This is a genomic window from Acidovorax sp. BLS4, from assembly GCF_032929295.1.
Lineage (GTDB): Bacteria > Pseudomonadota > Gammaproteobacteria > Burkholderiales > Burkholderiaceae_C > Paracidovorax.
Genome location: NZ_CP136797.1, coordinates 1911543 through 1931893 on the forward strand (window position 1 = coordinate 1911543; position 20351 = coordinate 1931893).

At 68.2% G+C, this 20351-nt stretch carries 19 protein-coding genes; 5 read left to right on the forward strand and 14 right to left on the reverse strand.

Going from position 1 to position 20351, the window contains the following annotated elements; translation table 11 throughout:
* Together adhP and adh are read right to left on the reverse strand one after the other, a co-directional pair.
* Entirely contained in the window at window positions 1-1035 is a 1035-nt protein-coding gene (gene adhP, locus R1Z03_RS08880; protein WP_317358797.1) for an alcohol dehydrogenase AdhP, read from the reverse strand.
* A 109-nt stretch (window positions 1036-1144) separates the two neighbouring features.
* On the reverse strand, window positions 1145-2665 hold the full coding sequence (gene adh / locus R1Z03_RS08885) for an aldehyde dehydrogenase (RefSeq protein WP_317358800.1): 1521 nt from the start codon (window positions 2663-2665) through the stop codon (window positions 1145-1147).
* Window positions 2666-2996: 331 nt separating this feature from the next.
* On the opposite strand from adh, the gene R1Z03_RS08890 reads away from it, so the two are divergent.
* Both R1Z03_RS08890 and R1Z03_RS08895 read left to right on the forward strand, forming a co-directional pair.
* Window positions 2997-3377 carry a TfoX/Sxy family protein gene (locus tag R1Z03_RS08890; RefSeq protein ID WP_317358803.1) on the forward strand — a complete coding sequence of 127 codons (381 nt, stop codon included), beginning with the start codon at window positions 2997-2999 and terminating at the stop codon, window positions 3375-3377.
* 273 nt (window positions 3378-3650) lie between these two features.
* Window positions 3651-4364: a YebC/PmpR family DNA-binding transcriptional regulator gene (locus tag R1Z03_RS08895; RefSeq protein WP_272563794.1), complete on the forward strand. Its 714-nt coding sequence runs from the start codon at window positions 3651-3653 to the stop codon at window positions 4362-4364.
* Window positions 4365-4449: 85 nt separating this feature from the next.
* Here R1Z03_RS08895 and R1Z03_RS08900 read toward each other — a convergent pair whose 3' ends face one another.
* Together R1Z03_RS08900 and R1Z03_RS08905 are read right to left on the reverse strand one after the other, a co-directional pair.
* Window positions 4450-4743 (reverse strand): hypothetical protein, encoded by a 294-nt coding sequence (locus R1Z03_RS08900; RefSeq protein ID WP_284430848.1) that lies wholly within the window; start codon window positions 4741-4743, stop codon window positions 4450-4452.
* A gap of 73 nt (window positions 4744-4816) precedes the next feature.
* On the reverse strand, window positions 4817-5350 hold the full coding sequence (locus R1Z03_RS08905; protein ID WP_284430849.1) for a hypothetical protein: 534 nt from the start codon (window positions 5348-5350) through the stop codon (window positions 4817-4819).
* A gap of 145 nt (window positions 5351-5495) precedes the next feature.
* Here R1Z03_RS08905 and R1Z03_RS08910 point away from each other — a divergent pair, with 145 nt between their 5' ends.
* Window positions 5496-7034 (forward strand): winged helix-turn-helix domain-containing protein, encoded by a 1539-nt coding sequence (locus R1Z03_RS08910; protein WP_284430850.1) that lies wholly within the window; start codon window positions 5496-5498, stop codon window positions 7032-7034.
* Between the two features lie 69 nt (window positions 7035-7103).
* Complete coding sequence (locus R1Z03_RS08915) at window positions 7104-9236, forward strand: NAD(P)-binding protein (RefSeq protein ID WP_317358810.1); 2133 nt, start codon at window positions 7104-7106, stop codon at window positions 9234-9236.
* Between the two features lie 60 nt (window positions 9237-9296).
* Here R1Z03_RS08915 and R1Z03_RS08920 read toward each other — a convergent pair whose 3' ends face one another.
* Entirely contained in the window at window positions 9297-10571 is a 1275-nt protein-coding gene (locus R1Z03_RS08920) for an amidohydrolase family protein (protein WP_317358813.1), read from the reverse strand.
* 254 nt (window positions 10572-10825) lie between these two features.
* Between R1Z03_RS08920 and R1Z03_RS08925 the strand changes: the two genes are divergently transcribed.
* Window positions 10826-11215 carry a VOC family protein gene (locus R1Z03_RS08925; protein ID WP_317358816.1) on the forward strand — a complete coding sequence of 130 codons (390 nt, stop codon included), beginning with the start codon at window positions 10826-10828 and terminating at the stop codon, window positions 11213-11215.
* A gap of 74 nt (window positions 11216-11289) precedes the next feature.
* Here the strand turns inward: R1Z03_RS08925 and R1Z03_RS08930 are convergent, their stop codons facing one another.
* From R1Z03_RS08930 to R1Z03_RS08970, 9 genes are all read right to left on the reverse strand, one after another.
* On the reverse strand, window positions 11290-11994 hold the full coding sequence (locus R1Z03_RS08930) for a helix-turn-helix domain-containing protein (protein WP_317358818.1): 705 nt from the start codon (window positions 11992-11994) through the stop codon (window positions 11290-11292).
* Between the two features lie 16 nt (window positions 11995-12010).
* Window positions 12011-12625, reverse strand: a complete 615-nt coding sequence (locus tag R1Z03_RS08935) for a GNAT family N-acetyltransferase (RefSeq protein WP_317358820.1) — start codon at window positions 12623-12625, stop codon at window positions 12011-12013.
* A 54-nt stretch (window positions 12626-12679) separates the two neighbouring features.
* Complete coding sequence (locus R1Z03_RS08940) at window positions 12680-13603, reverse strand: ABC transporter permease (RefSeq protein WP_284430857.1); 924 nt, start codon at window positions 13601-13603, stop codon at window positions 12680-12682.
* A gap of 109 nt (window positions 13604-13712) precedes the next feature.
* Complete coding sequence (locus R1Z03_RS08945; RefSeq protein ID WP_284406417.1) at window positions 13713-14774, reverse strand: ABC transporter permease; 1062 nt, start codon at window positions 14772-14774, stop codon at window positions 13713-13715.
* Complete coding sequence (locus R1Z03_RS08950) at window positions 14771-16423, reverse strand: ABC transporter ATP-binding protein (RefSeq protein ID WP_317358823.1); 1653 nt, start codon at window positions 16421-16423, stop codon at window positions 14771-14773. The genes R1Z03_RS08945 and R1Z03_RS08950 overlap by 4 nt, the downstream gene beginning before the upstream one ends.
* A gap of 33 nt (window positions 16424-16456) precedes the next feature.
* Entirely contained in the window at window positions 16457-17467 is a 1011-nt protein-coding gene (locus tag R1Z03_RS08955; RefSeq protein ID WP_284400379.1) for a BMP family protein, read from the reverse strand.
* A gap of 85 nt (window positions 17468-17552) precedes the next feature.
* The gene (gene upp, locus R1Z03_RS08960; RefSeq protein WP_272552393.1) at window positions 17553-18182 is read right to left on the reverse strand and encodes a uracil phosphoribosyltransferase; all 630 of its coding nucleotides are present in this window, start codon (window positions 18180-18182) and stop codon (window positions 17553-17555) included.
* A gap of 109 nt (window positions 18183-18291) precedes the next feature.
* Window positions 18292-19266: a threo-3-hydroxy-L-aspartate ammonia-lyase gene (locus R1Z03_RS08965; RefSeq protein ID WP_317358828.1), complete on the reverse strand. Its 975-nt coding sequence runs from the start codon at window positions 19264-19266 to the stop codon at window positions 18292-18294.
* Window positions 19267-19435: 169 nt separating this feature from the next.
* Entirely contained in the window at window positions 19436-20296 is an 861-nt protein-coding gene (locus R1Z03_RS08970) for an enoyl-CoA hydratase-related protein (protein WP_317358830.1), read from the reverse strand.
* Window positions 20297-20351: the final 55 nt, after the last annotated feature.

A 20351-nucleotide genomic window follows, 5' to 3' on the forward strand; every position in this document is an offset into this window, starting at 1 on the left:
TCAGGCCGTTGCCATGTCCAGCACGATGCGCCCCTGGATCTGCCCCTGGCGCATGCGATCGAACACGTCGTTGATGTTCTCGAGCTTCTCCGTGGCCACGGTGGCCTTCACTTGGCCGCGCGCGGCGAAATCGAGCGACTCCTGCAGGTCGAGCCGCGTGCCCACGATGGAGCCGCGCACCGTCACGCCGCGCAGCACCATGTCGAAGATCGGCAGGGGGAAGTTGCCGGGCGGCAGCCCGTTGAGCGCCACCGTGCCGCCGCGCCGAACCATGCCCAGGGCCTGCTCGAAGGCCTTGGGCGACACGGCGGTCACCAGCGCACCGTGGGCACCGCCGATCTCCTTTTGCAGGTAGGCGGCGGGGTCGGTGGTCTTGGCGTTCACCGTCACGCTCGCACCCAGCTGCCTGGCGAGGTCGAGCTTGTCGTCTTCCACGTCCACGGCGGCCACGTTCAGGCCCATGGCCTTGGCGTACTGCACGGCCATGTGGCCCAGGCCGCCGATGCCCGAGATGACGACCCAGTCGCCGGGCTTGGTGTCGGTCACCTTGAGGCCCTTGTACACCGTGACGCCGGCGCACAGCACCGGCGCGATGTCCACGAAGCCGATGTCCTTGGGCAGGTGGCCCACGAAGTTCGGGTCGGCCAGGGCGTAGTCGGCAAAGCCGCCGTTGACCGAATAACCGGTGTTGCTCTGCGATTCGCACAGCGTCTCCCAGCCGCCCATGCAATGCGTGCAGTAGCCGCACGCCGAGTGCAGCCAGGGCACGCCCACGCGGTCGCCTTCCTTCACGTGCTTGACGTTCTTGCCGACGCCGGCCACGAAGCCCACGCCTTCATGGCCCGGGATGAACGGCGGGTTCGGCTTGACGGGCCAGTCGCCTTCGGCGGCGTGCAGGTCGGTGTGGCACACGCCGGAGGCCTCGATCTTCACGAGGATCTGGTCGTCCGAAGGCGTGGGCACGAGCACTTCCTCGATGGTGAGCGGCTGGCCGAATGTGCGAACGACAGCGGCCTTCATGGTCTTGGCGGTCATGGGTGGGGAAATCCTTTCGTCTGCAGCGGATGTGCAGCGGGTTCAACGGGGTGTCGGGCCTTCACGGTAGGCCCGACACCCGGTGGCTGGGCTGATGCAGATCAAGCGATCAGAAGAAGCCCAGCGGCGCCTGCGAGTAGCTCACCAGCAGGTTCTTGGTCTGCTGGTAGTGGTCCAGCATCATCTTGTGGTTCTCGCGGCCGATGCCCGACTGCTTGTAGCCGCCGAAGGCCGCGTGCGCAGGGTACTGGTGGTAGCAGTTGGTCCACACGCGCCCGGCCTGGATGCCCTTGCCCATGCGGAAGGCGCGTGCGCCGTCGCGGCTCCACACGCCGGCGCCCAGGCCGTAGAGCGTGTCGTTGGCGATCTCCAGCGCCTCTTCCTCGGTCTTGAAGGTGGTCACCGACAGCACGGGGCCGAAGATCTCCTCCTGGAAGATGCGCATCTTGTTGTGGCCCTTGAACACCGTGGGCTTCACGTAGTAGCCGCCGGCCAGGTCGCCGTCCAGGTGGTTGCGCTCGCCGCCGATCAGGCACTGCGCGCCCTCCTGCTTGCCCAGGTCCAGGTACGAGAGGATCTTTTCGAGCTGCTCCTGCGAGGCCTGCGCGCCGATCATGGTGGCCTTGTCCAGCGGGTGGCCCTGCTTGATGGCCGCCACGCGCTTCAGGGCGCGTTCCATGAACTGGTCGTAGATCGATTCCTGCACCAGCGCGCGGCTGGGGCAGGTGCAGACCTCGCCCTGGTTGAGCGCGAACATCGCAAAGCCTTCCAGCGCCTTGTCGAAGAAGCCATCGTCGGCCGCCATCACGTCTTCGAAGAACACATTGGGGCTCTTGCCGCCCAGCTCCAGCGTCACGGGAATGATGTTCTGGCTGGCGTACTGCATGATGAGCCGGCCCGTGGTGGTCTCGCCCGTGAAGGCTATTTTTGCGATGCGCGGACTGCTGGCCAGCGGCTTGCCGGCTTCCAGGCCGAACCCGTTCACCACGTTGACCACGCCGGGCGGCAGCAGGTCGCCCACCAGTTCCAGCAGCACGAGGATGGAGGCGGGCGTCTGCTCGGCGGGCTTGAGCACCACGCAGTTGCCGGCGGCCAGGGCCGGTGCGAGCTTCCATACCGCCATGAGGATCGGGAAGTTCCACGGAATGATCTGCCCCACCACGCCCAGCGGCTCGTGGAAGTGGTAGGCCATGGTTTCGTGGTCGATCTCGCTGATGCCGCCTTCCTGCGCGCGGATGCAGCCCGCGAAGTAGCGGAAGTGGTCGATGGCCAGGGGAATGTCGGCGGCCATGGTCTCGCGCAGCGGCTTGCCGTTGTCCAGCGTCTCGGCCACCGCGATGGTGAGCAGGTTGGCTTCCATGCGGTCGGCGATCTTCAGCAGGGCGTTCGCCCGGTCGGTGGTGGAGGTCTTGCCCCAGGCGGCCTTGGCCTTGTGGGCGGCATCCAGTGCAGCGTTGATGTCCTTGTCGTTGGAGCGGGGGATGGAGGTGAACACCTGGCCGTTGATGGGCGAGGTGTTCTCGAAATACTGGCCGTCGATGGGCGGCACCCACTGCCCGCCGATGTAGTTGCCGTACTGCTTCTTGTAAGGGTTGGCGATGCCGAGGCTGGCGATTTCTGCCATGTTCATGGTGCATGTCTCCTGTGGTCGGTTGGGGTGTTCCACGCCACCGGGGTGGCGCGGGCCTCTGTGTTGGCGCAATGCACGTGCCAGCTGGGTCAGGGCAGGCCAACCTTCAAAATGAATAGCAGGCAAACCAAGCAGATCAAGCGGTGGTGGTCGATTGCTCTTTGATCGCTTCAAGGCCGCATCGAGCGCTGGAGTGCCCCGTGGCGCAACGGGTGTTCCGTTGCGGAACACTTGGCGGGTCGATGTGGAACAACGTCGGACCCGCACAATGGGCGGGCTCCCCATCCGACCTCCGCACGCCACCCCGATGAAAAAGCCGCCTTCCGCTCCCGTGAGTGCCTTCGCCCAGGAACTGCCCGGTGTTTTCGCGCCTTGGGGCTCCGTCCGGTTGCGGCGCATGTTCGGCGGCTGGGGCGTCTTCCACGAAGGCCGCATGCTGGCGCTGGTGGTGAGCGATGCGCTGTACCTCAAGGCCGACGCACTCACCGCGCCGGTGTTCGACGCCCGTGGCCTGCAGCCTTTCGTCTACGAGCGCCATGGCCGCCCGGTGGCGCTGTCGTACCGGCAGGCCCCGGCGGAGATGTACGAAGGCCCGGCCGAAGCGGTGGAGTGGGCCAGCCGGGCCTGGGAGGCCGCCCTGCGGTCGGCTTCCCGGCCGGGGCCGGCGGCCAGCCGCAGGCCGGGTGGTTCGGTGGATAAAAAGGGGCGGTGAGCCACCGCGCCGTTCGGTGCTATTGATTTGATAGCTACCAGGGCAATCAAAACGCCGGCGTGGGCTCTTTTTTGCCCCAACGGCGGCGCCAACCGTGGCGGGGCGGGGCCGCGGGTGTATAACCGATGCCCTCCGGGTCGGGCGCCCGTGCAGCGCCTGCGGGCGCGGAGGCCATTCCTTCCATGCCGTCGCCCGGCCCATCCAACCAATCGATCAATCAATCAATCAACGACGCGGGACGCCTGGAGCGCCGCAAACCAAGGAATCGTCACGATGGGCGCGCAGTGGAAAGCAAAGGGCAAGGCACAGGTCGCGGATGCCAAAGGCAAGCTGTTCGGCAAGCTGGTCAAGGAAATCATGGTCGCGGCGCGCGGTGGCGCCGATCCGGCGGGCAATGCGCGGCTGCGCCTGGTGGTGGAGCAGGCCCGCAAGGTGTCGATGCCCAAGGACACCCTGGAGCGCGCCATCAAAAAGGGTGCGGGCCTGTCCGGCGATGCGGTCAATTACGAGCGCGTGATCTATGAAGGCTTCGCCCCGCACCAGGTGGCGGTGATGGTGGAGTGCCTCACCGACAACGTGAACCGCACGGCGCCGGAAATGCGCGTGCTTTTTCGCAAGGGCCAACTCGGCACGTCCGGCTCCGTGGCCTGGGACTTCCACCATGTGGGCATCATCGAGGCCGAGCCGGCGTCTGCCGATGCGGACCCCGAAATGGCCGCCATCGAGGCGGGCGCCCAGGATTTTGAGCCCGGCGAGGAAGAGGGCAACACCACGTTCTGGACCGATCCCACTGATCTGGACCTGGTGTGCCGCGCGCTGCCGGCGCAGGGATTCACGGTGCTGTCGGCCAAGCTGGGCTACCGGCCCAAGAACCCAGTGAACCCGGCCAATCTCAGCGCGGAGCAACTGGAAGAAGTCGAATCGTTTCTGGCCGCCATCGACGGCAACGACGACGTGCAGAACGTGTTCGTGGCGCTAGCGGGCTGAGCGCCTCCGGCACGCCTGCCTTTCCAAAAGAAAGCCGCCCCGGCCGTGAGGCCGGGGCGGCTTTTTCAATGCGCCAGGAGACGCTTCAGAAGTCCAGGATGTTGGACTGCACCACGGTCGGAATGTGCGACTGCACGAACGACTGGATGGTGCTGCAGGGCAGGAAGAACGGCCGCTGGGTGATCGTCACGGTGCAGGTCTGGCCGTTCACCGAAAACGTGCCAGCCACCGTGCCCAGTGGCGTGCCCACCGAAAAGCTGCCACCCGCGGGACCGCCCGAGATGACGCCGCCATTCTGGTGAATGAGGGCGGCGATCTTGACGAACAGGTCCTGGGCACTGCCCGTGAAGTTCACATTGAAAGGGCTGCATGAAGCCATGGTTTTTCTCCTGCGTAATGAAAAATGGCCGAATTGATTTGATTTTTGATTCGGCCCCTCCCTTGGTGGCAAATCAGCAGCGGCCCACCACCGTGCCGCTGTAAATGGGATTGCCGTTGAGGTAAATGGTGACTTTCAGGCCTGTGGGAATGAAAGAGCCGCAAGTCTGCGCGCATGCCTTCAGTTGGCCACCGACGGGAATGTGGATCGGAGAGGTAATGCAGAGATTGCCGTAGATGGGCACCGAGAAGCAGATCTGGTTGGTGGTCGGGTTGTAGCTGGCGCCCACGCAGACGGACAGTTTCAGCGCTTCCACGCCTTCCAGGTTGGGAGCGCCGGCAGCGTTGCTGCGCAGTGCAGGTGCGTGGCTGCTGCCCTCGGCGAAACCCACAGCCGTGAAGTTCGGCACGTGGGTCGATTCGTCTTGGGCGTTGTTTTGGTTGCAATTACAGTCGGACATTATGTTTCCTAGAGGGTTTGTTTTCTCTGAACAAAATACCGGCTTCAGCAAGATTGCGTGGCCGGTTGCTTTCTCATGACGCCCCTCGATTATTTTTTTAATGGCGTTTTTGACGCCGCTTAAAAATCCCCCTCGGTTGCGATTCATGAGTGGGCGGATTTTGTTCTTCGCCCCCTTTTATTGCCCTTAACGCGGCCTTGGAAAACCTGAAGCGTTCTGAAACAATCTTGGTGTAGAGTGAGAGACCCGCCGGGGAGGCTGGGTTGTTAGAGGCGACAAGAACTTGCGGGCCATGACCACTGAATTCACGTTTTCCCACTTCACGCTGAGGGTCCACGAGCGCCAGTTGCTGGCCCACGGTAAGCCTGTCCTGCTGGGAGCCCGCGCTTTCGATGTGCTGTGCGCCCTGGTTCACAAAGCCGGCGCGCTGGTGACCAAATCGGAGCTGTTCAACCTCGTCTGGCCGGGCATGGTGGTGGAGGAAAACAACCTGCAGGTGCATGTGTCCTCGCTGCGCAAGCTGCTGGGCTCCGACCTGATCATGACCATCCCGGGGCAGGGCTACCGGTTCGTCGCGCGTGTCGCGCCGGTGGCCAGTGGCACCCAGGTGCCTGAGCCGCTGCCGGTCGCCATGGTGTCCAGTGCCTCCCGCTCGGTGGCGGTGCTGCCGTTCGGTGTGGCGGGCGGCCTCGCCGATGACGGCTACCTGGCCGACGGCATGGCCGAGGACATCATCAACCGCCTGTCCCGCTCGCGCTGGCTGTACGTGATCGCCCGCAGCTCCTCGGTGAGCTACCGGCATCCGCTGCCGCCCAACGGCACCATCAGCCAGGAGCTGGGGGTGCGCTACCTCGTGTCAGGCCTGATCCGGTTCAACGGCAACCGGTTGCGCGTGACCGCGGAGCTGATCGACGGGCCGCGCAACGAAACCATCTGGGCGCAGAGCTTCGACCGGCCGGTGGATGACCTCTTTCAGGTGCAGGACGAGATATCGGCGGCCATCGTGAGCGCCATCGAGCCGGTGTACCTGCGGCGCGAGGAATGGGTCAGCAGCCAGACCACGCCCCGCGACCGCGAGCATTGGGAACTGCTGATGCGCGCGCGCTGGCATTTCTGGCGCTCCACGCGCGACCACATGGAGAAGGCGGAGTACTTCGCGCAAAAGGCGCTGGACACCAAGCCCGACGATCCCCCGGCCCTGGCCCTGCTGGCATTCATCCTGATGTCGCGGGTGTGGGCCGGCTGGTCCGAATCCGCCCGCATGGACATCGCCGAGGCCAACCGCCATGCCCTGCAGGCGGTGAGCCACGACGACACCGATGCCTTCGCCCATTTCACGCTGGGCACGGTGCTTTCGTTCTCGCGCAATTTTCCGCAGGCGATTTCCGAGCAGGAGCATGCCCTGTCGATCTATCCGCAGTTCGCCGCCGCGGCGGGCGAACTGGGGCGCCTGCTGGCGTTTTGCGGGCGCACGCAGGAGGCCGCGAGCTACGCATTGCAGGCCTGCGAGGCCAGCCCGCTCGATCCCCACCTGAGCCTGTGGATCCGCACACGGGCGCTGGCGAGCTTCATCGAGGGCGATTACCAGGCCGCGCTGGGCTTCGCCCTGCAGGCGCTGTCCAAGCGTCCGGACTGGTTCTTCAACCACTACCTGCTGGCCGCGTGCCAGGTCGCGTCCGGCCGCCCGGAAGACGGGCAGCAAACCCTGCGGCAGGCGCAGAAGTTCGGCCCGTACTCCCTGCAGGCGTTGAAGGCCGGCCACCCCTTCGTGGACGAAGCGCACCTGAACCATTACACCGACTGCCTGCGGCAGGCGGGCTGGAGCGAGTAAGGCGCGCCTCCCACCGGCAGTCCATGAGAAACCCAACCATCGGCAATCCAAAAGAGAGAGGGAAACGGTATGTCTGAAGCGAATGCACCCCAGAAAATCGCCATCCTGGGGGGTGGCCTCGCCGCCCTGACGGCGGCCTACGAGCTGACCAGCCAGCCCGGCTGGCAGGAAAAATACGCCATCACGGTGTACCAGATGGGCTGGCGGCTCGGCGGCAAGTGCGCCACCAAGCGGGGGCCCAACAACCGCATCGAGGAGCACGGCATCCACGGGTTCCTGGGCAGCTACTACAACGCGCTGCCGATCATGGCCGACTGCTACAAGGCCCTGGGCCGCCCGGCGGATGCCAAACTGGCCACGTTCGAGCAGGCTTTCATTCCCGAGAGCTTCGTGCTGATGTGGGAATTCGAGAACGGCGGCTTCAAGCGCTGGCCCATGACCGTGCCGACCAATTCGCTGACTCCGGACGATGCCTCGTCCCTGCAGACCATCCGCCAGTGGATCGGTGGGCTGATCGAGACCACCCAGGGCCTGATCGACCCCGAAGCCACGCCCGGCCTGAGCGAGATCCACAAGCTGGAGCTGCGCGCCGGCCAGGACATCCTGGAACGCCTGCAGACCGCGATCCTCGACGAGAACGCCGAGCTGGGCACCAGCCACCCCGTGCTTGACCAGGTGTGGGACTGGCTGCACGCGCGGCTCAAAGGCCTGATCGACGAGAACGACGACCTGCGGCGCTTGTACATCCTGCTCGAATACCTGATGGCCATCGTGCGCGGCGTGCTGGCCGACCGCATCATCGAGCGCGGCTTCGATGTGATCGACAACGAGAATTTCAGCGACTGGCTGGCGCGCCACGGCGCTTCGGTGATGACGGTGTCGTCCCCGCTCGCGCTCAACACGGTCAACCTGTCCTACCAGTACCCGCAGGGCGATACGGCCCGCACCGCCAGCATGGCGGCAGGCGCCTACCTGCATTGGTCGCTGCGCAGCTATGCGTACATGGGTGCATTCGCCTGGCTGTTCGCGGCGGGCACGGGCGAGACGGTGATCGCGCCGCTGTACCTGGTGCTGCGCCAGCGCGGCGTGCAGTTCGAGTTCTTCCACAAGGTCGAAAACCTCGCGCTGTCGGCGGACGGCCAGTCGGTGGCTGCCGTGCAGATGGGCGTGCAGGCCACCCTGGTGAAGCCGGATGCGCCCTACGAACCGCTCGTGCCGATCGAAGGCCTGCCAGCGTGGCCGTCCGGCCCCTGCTACGACCAGTTGGTGGAAGGCGATGCGCTGCGCGAGCAGGACATCGACCTGGAGTCGTACTGGACGCCCTGGAAGAACGTGGGCCAGAAGACCCTGAAGGCCGGCGAAGACTTCGATCAGGTGGTGCTGGCCATCGCGGTGGGTGCCGTGCCCTACCTGTGCAAGGAGCTGCTGGCCGCGCGTCCCGAATGGCGCGCGATGGTCGAGAAGGTGCCCACCGTGCAGACGCAGACCATGCAGGTCTGGCTGAACCGCAGCACCACCGATCTGGGCTGGGACATTCCCCTCAAGAACCCCACCGACACGGTGATCGGCGCCACCTACATGAACCCGCTGGATGGGCAGGTGGACTTCACCCACCTGCTGCAGTGGGAGTCGTGGCCGGCCAGCCAGATGCCCAAATCGCTGTGGTACTTCTCGGGCGCCATGGCCGACTACGAGCCGCCGCCGCCCCTGACCGACACCGGCTACCCCGCACGGGCCCACGCCCGGGTGAAGGCCCAGTGCATCCAGTACCTGCAGGTGTGCATGGGACCGCTGCTGCCGAAATCCACGACCAACGTGGTCTCGCCGCCGGGCGACCCGACGGGCATGGATTTCAGCCTGCTGCAGGACCACGACCCGGCCAACACCGGGCTGGGCGTGCAGCGCTTCGACCAGCAGTTCTGGCGCGCCAACATCGACCCGTCCGAGCGCTACGTGATCAGCCCGCCGGGCAGTACCGCCGCGCGGCTCAAGGCGTGGGAGTCGGGCTTCAGCAACCTCGTGCTGGCGGGCGACTGGATCTACACCGGGCTGAATGTGGGCAGCGCCGAGGGCGCGACCATGGGCGGCCGGCTCGCGTCGCACGCCATCAGCGGGTATCCAGCGCTGACGGACATCGTGGGCTATCCGGTCTCGGCCGACGCCCCGTGCGCACCGCCTGCGGCGCCCGCCGCCGCTGAATAAGGCAATAAGGCGACAGGGCCAGCGGGAAACCGGGCTGCGGCGGTGCAGCCCGCGCGCCCTTCAGCCGCGCAGGAAGTCCGCGTGGCCGGGCCGGCCGGGCAGATGCAGCGCCGCCACGGGCGCCGGGCTGCCCGCCACCCGCCGGCCGCGCCGCCACACCCCCAGGCGCGTGGCGCGCAGCCGGATCGCCTCGGCCGGATCGCGCGCATGCAGCAGCACGAAGTCGGCATGGCAGCCGGCCTGCAGGCCATAGCCCTCCAGGCCCAGCAGCAGGGCCGGGTTCGTGGTCACTGCCTCGAAGCACTGGCGTATGGCTTGCTGGCCGGTCATCTGCCCCACGTGCAGGCCCATGTGGGCGGCCTCCAGCATGTCGCCGCTGCCGCCCCCGTACCACGGGTCCATCACGCAATCGTGGCCGAAGGCCACCGTCAGGCCCGCGGCCATCAACTCGGGCACGCGGGTCATGCCGCGGCGCTTGGGGTAGGTGTCGTGGCGGCCCTGGAGGGTGATGTTGATGAGCGGGTTGGCCACCACCCCCAGCTGCGCCTCGGCCATCAGGGGGATGAGCTTGCTCACGTAGTAGTTGTCCATGCTGTGCATGGAGGTGAGGTGCGAGCCCGTCACCCGGCCGTGCAGGCCCAGGCGCTGGGTTTCGAAAGCCAGCGTTTCGACGTGGCGCGAGAGCGGGTCGTCGGTCTCGTCGCAGTGCATGTCCACCCGCTTGCCCCGATCGGCGGCCAGCTCGCACAGGATGCGCACGCTTTCCGCTCCCTGCGCCATGGTGCGTTCGAAATGGGGAATGCCGCCCACCACGTCCACGCCCAGGTCCAGCGCGCGCTGGAGGTTGTCCAGGCCGCCCGCGGCGCGCAGCACGCCGTCCTGCGGGAAGGCGACCAGCTGCAGGTCGAGGTAGGGCGCCACGCGGCGCTTCACGTCCAGCAGCGCGTGCACGGGCAGCAGCCGCGGGTCGCTGGTGTCCACGTGCGAGCGGATGGCCAGCAGGCCGCGCGCCACCGCCCAGTCGCAGTAGTGCATCGCCCGCTCCACGATGGCCTCGTGCGTGAGCTGGGGCTTCAGTTCGCCCCACAGCGCGATGCCCTCCAGCAGCGTGCCGCTCTCGTTCACGCGGGGCTGGCCGTAGCTCAAGGTCGAGTCCATGTGGAAGTGCGCATCGACGAACGGCGGGCTCAGCAGAAGGCCGCCCGCATCGACGGTCTCGTGCGCCGGGGCCTGCAGGCCCTCGGTCACTTCGGCAATGCGCCCGTCCTGCACGGCCACGGAAACGTTCGTGCGGCCATCGGGCAGGGTGGCGTTGTGGATGAGCAGGTCGAGCATGGTTTGTGGGGCCGGACAAGGGTGAGAGGGAGGTTGGCGGAAGCGGTGCAGGCCGGCATGCAAAAGGCTTGCCCGCGGCGCCACCGGGCCTGCCAGTGTAGGCCGCGGGGGGTACCGTTGCGCAGCCTGATAGCCGGGCCGGGTGCGCCAGCCGGGACAACGGCCCATGTCGGATTTCTTCCAGACCGCGCGGAAAAGGCCGCCTATGCTGCGGGCACGTTCGATCCACCCTGTCTTTTGCTGAAGGAGACCCCATGCAGTTCGGCTACACCATTCTTTACGTCGAGGACGTGCCCGGCACCGTCGCTTTCTACGAGGCCGCGTTCGGTCTTTCGCGCCGCTTCGTGCACGAGGCGGGCGATTTCGGCGAGATGGACACCGGCGCCACCGCGCTGGCGTTCTCGTCGCTCCAACTGATGGCCCAGCTGGGCAAGAACCCGCAGCGGGCGGTGGCGGGCGCGCCCCAGTGCGAGATCGCCTTCACCACGGCCGATGTCGCCGCGGCCGTGGACCGCGCGATCCAGGCTGGCGCCACCCTGGTGCAGGCCCCAGAGTCCATGCCCTGGGGCCAGACGGTGGCCTATGTGCACGACTGCAACGGCTTTCTGTTGGAGCTGTGCACGCCGATGGGCGCGGGCAACTGACGGGGGAGCGGCGCTTGGGCGGCGCTGCGCCGTTCAAAGCGGCTGGCTCGATGTGGCCGATGGCAAGGCAGCGTTCAGCCGTAGCCGCTGGACTGCACGGAGGCCAGCAGGTCCTTCGATGCCCTCAGCCGGGCGGGCGTCTGTCCTAGCCAGTGCCGGCATTCGCGGCCGAAATGCGCCTGGTCGGCGTAGCCATGGTCCGCCGCGATGGCGGCCAGGGGCGGGCCACCATCGCCCGCCAGGGCCTGGGCCGCTCGGCGCACCCGTGCGAGGGCGCGCCAGTAGCGTGGGGACTCGCCGGTTGCTGTGCGGATCAGCCGCTCCAGCGTGCGCTCCGACACGCCCAGCGCCCGTGCGGCGGCCCCCACGGTCGGGGCCTGCCCCAGGGCGGCCAGTGCCTCCTGCACGTGCGCGTCGCACCGCGTGAAGTCGGCTAGAGCCGCGTGCACGCGGGCGGCGGTCTCGGCCGGATCGCGGGTCAGGTCGATGGCCTGCACCGACTGCAGCAGCGCGTCGGCATCCACCCCCACGCCGGGATGCAGTCGAAAGCCCAGCCAGTCCTCGCCGGCGCTGGCGGGCACGCCGTAGGCCTGCTGCGGCAAATGCGACACCATCCAGTGCACGGCACCGTGGGCGTCGATCTGCACGATGAGGTCGCGGCACCCGTCGGGCAGCACGCAGGTCACGCCGGCTTCGGTGCCCTGGTGCTGCCAGCGTTCCAGCACCGTGGGCGGCAGCCACACCGCGGTGGGGCAGGCGGGCAGCAGGGGGCGTTCCATGGGAGGCCGGGGCCCTTCAGCCGCCATGCGTGCCGGCGTGCCAGTCGGTGCGGGCGAGCCGGTACAGGCAATGCGGCCGCACCGGGTGGCCCACCGGCACGGCCGGGTGGTCGAACGCTTCGGTGGGGCTTTCGCGCATGCCCAGGCGCTGCATCACCGCGCGCGAGCGCTGGTTGCCCAGGGTGGTGAACGATACGATCTCCGCCAGGCCCAAGTCTTCGAAGCCTGCCCGCAGCGCCAGGCGCGCCGCCTCGCTGGCCAGGCCCTGGCCCCAGAAGGGCCGGGCGAGCCGCCAGCCGATCTCCACGCACGGCGCGAAGGGCAGTTCGGCCGAGGGCGTGTGCAGGCCCACAAAGCCCATGAAGCGCGGGCCGCTGTCGCCCTGCAGGCAATCCGCGGCCCAGAAACCCCAGCCGCGCTGCGCGATCAGCGCCTCGATCCGGTCGGCCATGGCATCGCTGGCGTCGCGGGTCAGCGGCGCGGAAAAGTGCGCCATCACCGCCGGGTCGGCATTCATCGCGGCGAAGGGCGTGCGGTCGGCGGCGGTCCAGGGCCGAAGGCGCAGCCGCGGCGTGGCCAGGGACTCCGGGGCGATGGGGACGAAGGTGTCCGGGGGCTGGGGTGTCGGCATGCGCCGATGTTATGGGAGAGGAGAGGGGGCCAAGGTCCGGTCGCCCAAGGTTCGCTACCGCTCGCCCTTGCGGTAGGGCTTCATCAGCGCCTGTGGATACGCCGCCTTGCGGGCCACCAGCACCAGCGCCAGGATCGACAGCAGGTAGGGCAGCATCAGGTACACCTGATACGGCAGCCACGCATCGCCCGCCTGCTGCAGCCGCAGCTGCAGCGCATCGAAAAAGGCGAACAGCAGCGCGCCCAGCAGCGCCTTTCCGGGCCGCCACGAGGCGAACACCACCAGCGCCACGCAGATCCAGCCGCGCCCATTCACCATGTTGAAGAAGAACGCATTGAACGCCGACAACGTGAGAAACGCCCCCGCCACCCCCATCAGCGCGGAGCCCGCCACCACCGAAGCGGTGCGCGTGGCCGCCACCGGAATGCCCTGGCCCTCGGCCGCCTGGGGGTTCTCGCCCACCATGCGCACCGCCAGCCCGAGCGGGGTGCGCAGCAGCACCCAGGCCAGCAGCGGCACCAGCAGCAGGGCCAGCAGCGTGAGTGGCGTCTGGGCCGACAGGATGGGAATGCCCAGCCAGGCCATGGGCGCGAACGGCTCGATCGTGGGGGGCGTGGTCACCTTCGGAAAGCCCACGCGGTAGCCGTAGTAGCTGAGCGAGGTGGCCAGCAGCGTGATGCCCAGCCCCGACACGTGCTGCGACAGCGCGAGCCCCACGGTCAGCCAGGCGTGCAGCAGCCCGAAGGCCGCCCCGGTGAGCGCGGCCACAAGCACGCCGGTCCACAGGCCATGGCCGGCATACACCGTGAGCCAGCCCGTGAAGGCGCCCGCGACCATGATCCCCTCGATGCCCAGGTTCAAAACGCCTGCGCGCTCGCACAGCAGCACGCCCAGCGTGCCCAGGACGAGCGGCGTGGCCACCCGCAGCGTGGCGATCCAGAACGCCGGGTTGGCCAGGATGTCCATCAGCTCGGTCATGCGGGCGGCGCCTTTTGGGTATTTGCTATTTTTTTAATAGCATTGAGGGCAATTTTGACTAGGGCATGGGGGCGATTCGGCTTGAAATCGGTCATGGCATGCTCCTCCATCACTTCCAGCGCACCCGGTACTGCGCGAGCAGCCCCGCCACCAGCACCGCGATCAGCGAGGCCGCCACGATCACGTCGGCGATGTAGGTGGGAACACCCACCGCGCGGCTCATGCTGTCCGCCCCCACGAGCACCCCCGCCACGAAGACGCCCGCGGCCACCACGCCCAGCGGGTGCAGGCCCGCCAGCATGGCGATCACGATGCCGCTGTAGCCATAGCCTGGCGACATGTCCAGCGTCACGTAGCTGGTGCGGCCCGCCACCTCGATGGCGCCTGCCAGCCCTGCCAGGCCGCCCGAGAGCAGGGCCACCAGCACCACCGTGCGCGTGATCGGCACGCCGGCGAACGCCGCCGCGCGGGCATTGGCCCCCGCCGCGCGGATCTCGAAACCCGGCACCGTGCGCGTGAGCAGCGCCCACAGCAGCACGGCCAGCCCCACGGCCCACAGCAGGCCGGTGTGCAGCCGCGTCTGCGGAACCAGGCGCGACAGTTCCAGCTCGCCTTGCAGCGCCACGCTTTGCGGCCAGCCGAGGGCGAGGGGGTCTTTCATCGGACCGTCGAGCAGAGCGGACACCAGCAGCAGCATCACGAAGTTCAGCAGCAGCGTGGTCACCACCTCGTCGACGCCGAGCCGCGCCTTCATCAGCGCCGGCCCCAGCAGCAGGGCGGCCCCGGCCAGCGCGGCGGCCAGCATCATGAGCGGAAACAGCACCGGCACGGGCCATTGCAGGCCGGTGCCGCCATGCATGCCGCCCACCGCCACCGCCGCGATCGCGCCGGCATACAGCTGGCCCTCCGCGCCGATGTTGAAGAGCCGCGCGCGGAACGCCACGGCCGCGGACAGCCCCGTCAGGATGAGCGGCGTGGCGCGCGTCAAGGTCTCGGTCAGCGCGAACACCGAGCCGAACGCGCCCTGCGCCAGCAGCGCGTAGGTGCGCCCCACGGGGGCGCCGGCCCACAGCACCAGCAGGGCGCTCACCAGCAGGGTGAAGGCCACCGCGCCGACCGGGGCCGCCACATAGGCCAGCGCCGAAGTGCGCTCGCGTTTTTCCAGTCTCATGGGGTGTCGCTTTCAGGCGCGGGCGCCACGGTGGCCGGTGCGGCGTCGGCGCTGCCGCGGGCCCCGCCGGGGTCTGCTCCGGCCATGGCCAGGCCGATGGCCTCGCGCGTCCAGCCCTCGGCGGGGCGGGCTTCGCTCAGGTGCCCGGCGTGCATCACCGCCACGCGGTCGCCCAGCGCCAGCACCTCGTCCAGGTCGTCGGAGACCAGCAGCACGGCCGCGCCGGCATCGCGCGCCGCCACCAGCTGCCGCTGCACGAACGTGACCGCGCCGATGTCCAGGCCCCAGGTGGGCTGGTGCGCCACGATCAGGCGGGGGGCCGGTTGCGTTCCGTCGCCCGGCGGCAGCAGGGCCCGGCCCAGGATGAGTTTTTGCATGTTGCCGCCCGACAGCGACCGCGCCGGCGCGTCCAGCCCGCCGCCGCGCACGTCGAACATCTCGGCCACGCGCCGGGCATGCTGGCGCGCCACGCCGCGCCGTATCCAGAAGCCGGCGAACGCGCCGCGCGAGAACCATCGGCTGGACAGGCGCTCGGACACCGCGTTCTCCCACACCGGCAAATCGCCCACCACACCCACGGCATGGCGGTCTTCAGGAATGCGGGCCACGCCCTGTGCCACCAGCCGGGTGGGCCGGGCGGCCAGCGGGGCGCCCAGCAGCGTGGCGGTGCCGCCCGTGGGGGCACGCACGCCGCACAGCACATCGGCCAACGCCACCTGGCCATTGCCCGACACGCCCGCGATGGCCACGATCTCGCCCGCATGCAGCGTGAGGCTCACGCCCTGCAGCGCGTCGTGCGCCGACCGCGCCGACGCCTGCGTCCGCACGTCGTCCAGGGTGCACACCGGCGCACCCACCGCGCGGGCCGGGCTGCGCGCGGCCATCTCCACCGCATGGCCCACCATCCACTGCGCGAGCTGGCCCTGCGTGGTGCCCCGCGCGGGCGCCTCGGCCACGAGCCGGCCCTGCCGCAGCACGGCGATGCGGTGCGACACGCGCAGCACCTCGCCCAGCTTGTGGCTGATGAACACGATCGACAGGCCCTGCGCCACCATCTGGGCCAGGGTGTGGAACAGCGCCTCGCTCTCCTGCGGCGTGAGCACCGCGGTGGGTTCGTCCAGGATCAGGATGCGGGCGCCGCGGTACAGCGCTTTCAGGATTTCCACGCGCTGCCGTTCGCCCACCGAGAGGCTGCCCACGCGGGCATCGGTCACCACCGGCAGGCCGAACCGGGCCGAGACGTCCAGAAGCCGCGCGCGGGCCGCGGCCCGGCGCGAGAACGGCTGCCACAGCGGCTCGCTGCCCAGCATCACGTTATCGAGCACGCTCAGGTTGTCGGCCAGCGTGAAGTGCTGGTGCACCATGCCGATGCCGGCCGCCAGCGACGCGCGGGGCTGGCCCGGCGGCAGCGGCTGGCCGAAGACCTCGATGTGCCCCGCATCGGCCCGGTAGTGGCCGAAGAGGATCGACATCAGCGTGGACTTGCCCGCGCCGTTTTCGCCCAGCAGCGCCAGCACCTCGCCCCGGGCGAGGGTCAGGTCGATGCCATCGTTGGCGACCAGCGGGCCGAACCGCTTGGTGATGCCGCGAAGGCGCAGCACGGGCGGCCCGGCCTCGGCCGACGGCGGGCAGGCGGCGGGCTCACCCACGCGGCGTGCTCCGCCCGGCGCAGCGCGCGCGCATCACTTGGCCGTGGACTTGGGCTGGCTGTCGTCCACCTTCACGGTGAACTTGCCCGCCAGGATGTCGGCCTCCCTGGCCTTCACTTTGGCCACGACCTCGGCCGGCACCTTCTTCTCGAACGTGCCCAGCGGCGCGAGTTCGGAGCCCTTGTGCTTCATCATCGAATAGGGGCCGTAGTCCTCGGCGGCGAACTTGCCTTCCTTGACCAGCGCGATCGCGCGGTCCACGCTGGGCTCCATGTGCCACAGCGCCGAGGCCACCACCGTGTCCGGGTACTGGGCCTGCGTGTTGATCACATTGCCGATGGCCAGCTTGCCCTTTTCCTTGGCGGCGTCGGACACGCCGAAACGCTCGGCATACAGCACGTCGGCGCCCTTGTCGATCATGGCGAAGGTCGCCTCCTTGGCCTTCGGCGGGTCGAACCAGCTGTTGATGAAGGTGATGGTGAACTCGGCCTTCGGGTTCACCTCCTTCGCGCCGGCCATGAAGGCGTGCATCAGGCGGTTGACCTCCGGAATCGGAAAGCCGCCCACCATGCCGATCTTGTTCGTGCGGGTCATGCCGCCCGCCACCATGCCGGACAGGTAGGCCGGCTCCTGGATGTAGTTGTCGAACACGCTGAAATTGGGCGCCTGCGGCTTGCCCGAGGAGCCCATCACGAAGGCCGTCTTGGGAAAGTCCTTGGCCACCTTGCGCGCGGCGGCCTCCACGCCGAACACCTCGCCGAAGATCAGCTGGTTGCCCCCGGTGGCGTACTCGCGCATCACGCGCTCGTAATCGGCATTGGCCACGTTCTCGCTGCTCTTGTATTCGATCTCGCCACGCGTTTCCGCCGCCTTGAGCGCCTTGTGGATGCGGCTCACCCATTGCTGTTCATAGGGCACCGTGTAGATCGCCGCCACCTTCAGCTTGGCCTGCGCGAAGGCCAGCGTGGGCGCCAGGCCCAGGGTGGCGGAGATGGCCAGGGAGGTGCAGAACAGGCGGCCGGTGAAGAGGCGGCGAGAGGTCATGGAGCGTCCTTTTGCAGGGGAAAAGAGGTCGATGCAGGAAGCCAGCAGCGCATGCAAAATGCGCGCCAGTCATTCACCCCGTGATTCATTTCGTCCCGAAGATCCGGTCCCCGGCATCGCCCAGCCCGGGCAGGATGTAGCCGTGGTCATTCAGTTCGCGGTCGATCGCGGCGGTGTAGATCGGCACGTCGGGATGGGCCTTTTGCAAGGTGGCCACGCCTTCCGGTGCGGCCAGCAGGCAGACGAACTTGATCGAGCGGGGGTTGAGTTTCTTCAGGCGGTCCACCGCGGCCGCGGCGGAGTTGCCGGTGGCGAGCATGGGGTCCACGACGATGATGTCGCGCTCTTCCATTTCGGACGGCATCTTGAAGTAGTACTCGACCGGCTGCAGTGTCTGCGGGTCGCGGTACAGGCCGATGTGGCCCACGCGGGCGCCCGGGATCACGTTGAGCATGCCGTCCAGAAAGCCGTTGCCGGCGCGCAGGATGGACACGAGCACCTGCTTCTTGCCGTCGATCACTTGGCCCGTCATGGTTTCCAGCGGGGTTTCGATCTGCACGTCCTGCAGCGGCATGTCGCGCGTGACCTCGTAGGCCATCAGGGTGCTGAGTTCGCCGAGCAGGCGGCGAAAGCTGTTGGTGCTGGCGTCCTTCTTGCGCATCAGGGTCAGCTTGTGCTGGACCAGGGGATGGGTGATGACGTGGACATTGCTCATGGGCTGGGGCCTCTTGTTGGGAAAGTGAAAAGCTGGAAAACCGGTCTGCAGGGGGCAGGGGAAAGAAAAGGTGCGTGCGTCGCCGCCCAGGGGCGGCGCGGGGCGCGGATCAGTCTGCCAGAAAGCGTGCGTACCGCGCCAGGTCGACGTTGCCGCCGCTCACGATGATGCCCACGCGCTTGCCATGCAGGTCCACGCCGCCATGCAGGGCGCCCGCGAAGGCGAGGGCGCCGGTGGGCTCCACGACGATCTTCATGCGCTCGGCGAAGAAGCGCATGGCCTGCACCAGCTGCTCGTCGGTGGCGGTGACGATGTCGGCCACGTCGCGCTGGATGATGGGAAAGGTGATGCTGCCCAGTGCCTGGGTCTGCGCGCCGTCGGCGATGGTGTGGGGCGTGTCGATGCGCACGATGCGGCCGGCGCGCAGCGATTGCTGGGCGTCGTTGCCGGCGGCCGGCTCCACGCCGATCACCTGGCAGTCCGGGGCCAGCGCCTTCGCGGCCAGAAGGCTGCCGGACAGCAATCCGCCGCCGCCCAGGCAAACGAACAGGTAGTCGAGGTCGGGCACTTCTTCGAGCAGCTCCTTGGCGGCGGTACCCTGGCCGGCGATGACGTGCGGATGGTCGAACGGCGGCACCAGGGTCATGCCGCGCTCCTGCGCGAGCCGGTGGCTGATGGCTTCGCGGTCTTCGGTGAAGCGGTTGTAGGTGACGACCTGGGCGCCGTACTCGCGCGTGGCAGCCATCTTGGCGGTGGGCGCATCCTCGGGCATGACGATCAGGGCGGGCATGTCCAGCAGGCGGGCCGAGAGGGCGATGGCCTGCGCGTGGTTGCCGGAAGAAAAAGCCAGCACGCCGCCTTCGCGCTGGGTGGCGTCGAACTGCGCCAGGGTGTTGTAGGCGCCGCGGAACTTGAAGGCGCCCATGCGCTGCAGGTTCTCGCACTTGAAAAAGAGCTGGGCGCCGCACTGCTGGTCCGCCGTGCTGGAGCGCGCCACGGGCGTGCGGTGCGCGACGCCCTGGAGCCGATGGGCCGCGTCGGCGACGTCGGTGTAGGTGGGCAGGGCCGGGATGTGCGTAGGCATGGCTGCGTCCTCGCGTAGACGGGATCGGAAAGAGCACGCATCATAGCCCGCCAGCGAGCGGCGGAGCGCCGAAATGGGCTGCAGCGCAAGCCCAGCAAGCGCAGGCAGCTATGGAATTTGATAGCAAAGGCCCGCCTGTCGCAGCCCGCAGGCCGGGCGGACCGATCGCTCACCCTCCATCGCTGAAGCGCTGCAGCGGCGCGAGCGGAGGAAAGGCGCCCTCGCGCCTGCCACGCATCGCGTCCACGGCCTCGCCCACATGCCGGTTGCTCCAGATCGCGCCCTGCAGCCAGCCCATCTGGCGCAGGCTGTCGTCCACCGAGTGGTCGCGCGCATAGTGCACGGCCTGCTTGGTGCCCCAGATGGCGACCGGCGGCTTGGCGGCGATCTCGCGGGCGCAGGCCAGGGCCGCGTCCAGCATCGCCGCCTGCGTGTCGAACAGTTCGTTGACCAGCCCGCAGGCCAGGGCGCGTGGTGCCAGCAGGCGCCGGCCGGTATAGGCCAGCTCCTTGACGATGCCCAGTGGAATCAGCTTGGGCAGGCGCTGCAGCGTGCCCACGTCGGCCACCATGCCGATGTTGATCTCCTGGATGCAGAAGAACGCGTCCTGCGTGGCGTAGCGGATGCAGGCGGCCGTCACCATGTCCACCGCGCCGCCGATGCAGCCGCCGTGGATGGCGGCGATCACGGGAATGCGCAGCGATTCGATACGCGTGAACGTGGCCTGCATGTCGGTCAGCAGGTCGAAGACGGCGGCGCGGCCTTCGGGGCTCTGGTCGTCCATGGCGATGGCGCCACCGAACGTGTCCAGCGCCATGCCGGCCGAAAAGTGCTTGCCCGTGCTGCTGATGACGAGCGCGCGCGCCTCGCCCGACCGGTGCAGCCGCGCCAGCACGGTGTCCAGCTCGCGCCAGAACGCCGGGTGCATGGTGTTCAGGGCCTCCGGCCGGTTCAGCACCAGATGCGCCACCTGGTCCGTGATGGCGAGCGAAAAGCAGGTGAGGGCGGGGAGGTCGGTGGTATCGGTCATGCGGCGCACTCTAGGCGGGTTGGCGCCAAGGCGGCCGTCACCTGTGCGACGGCGG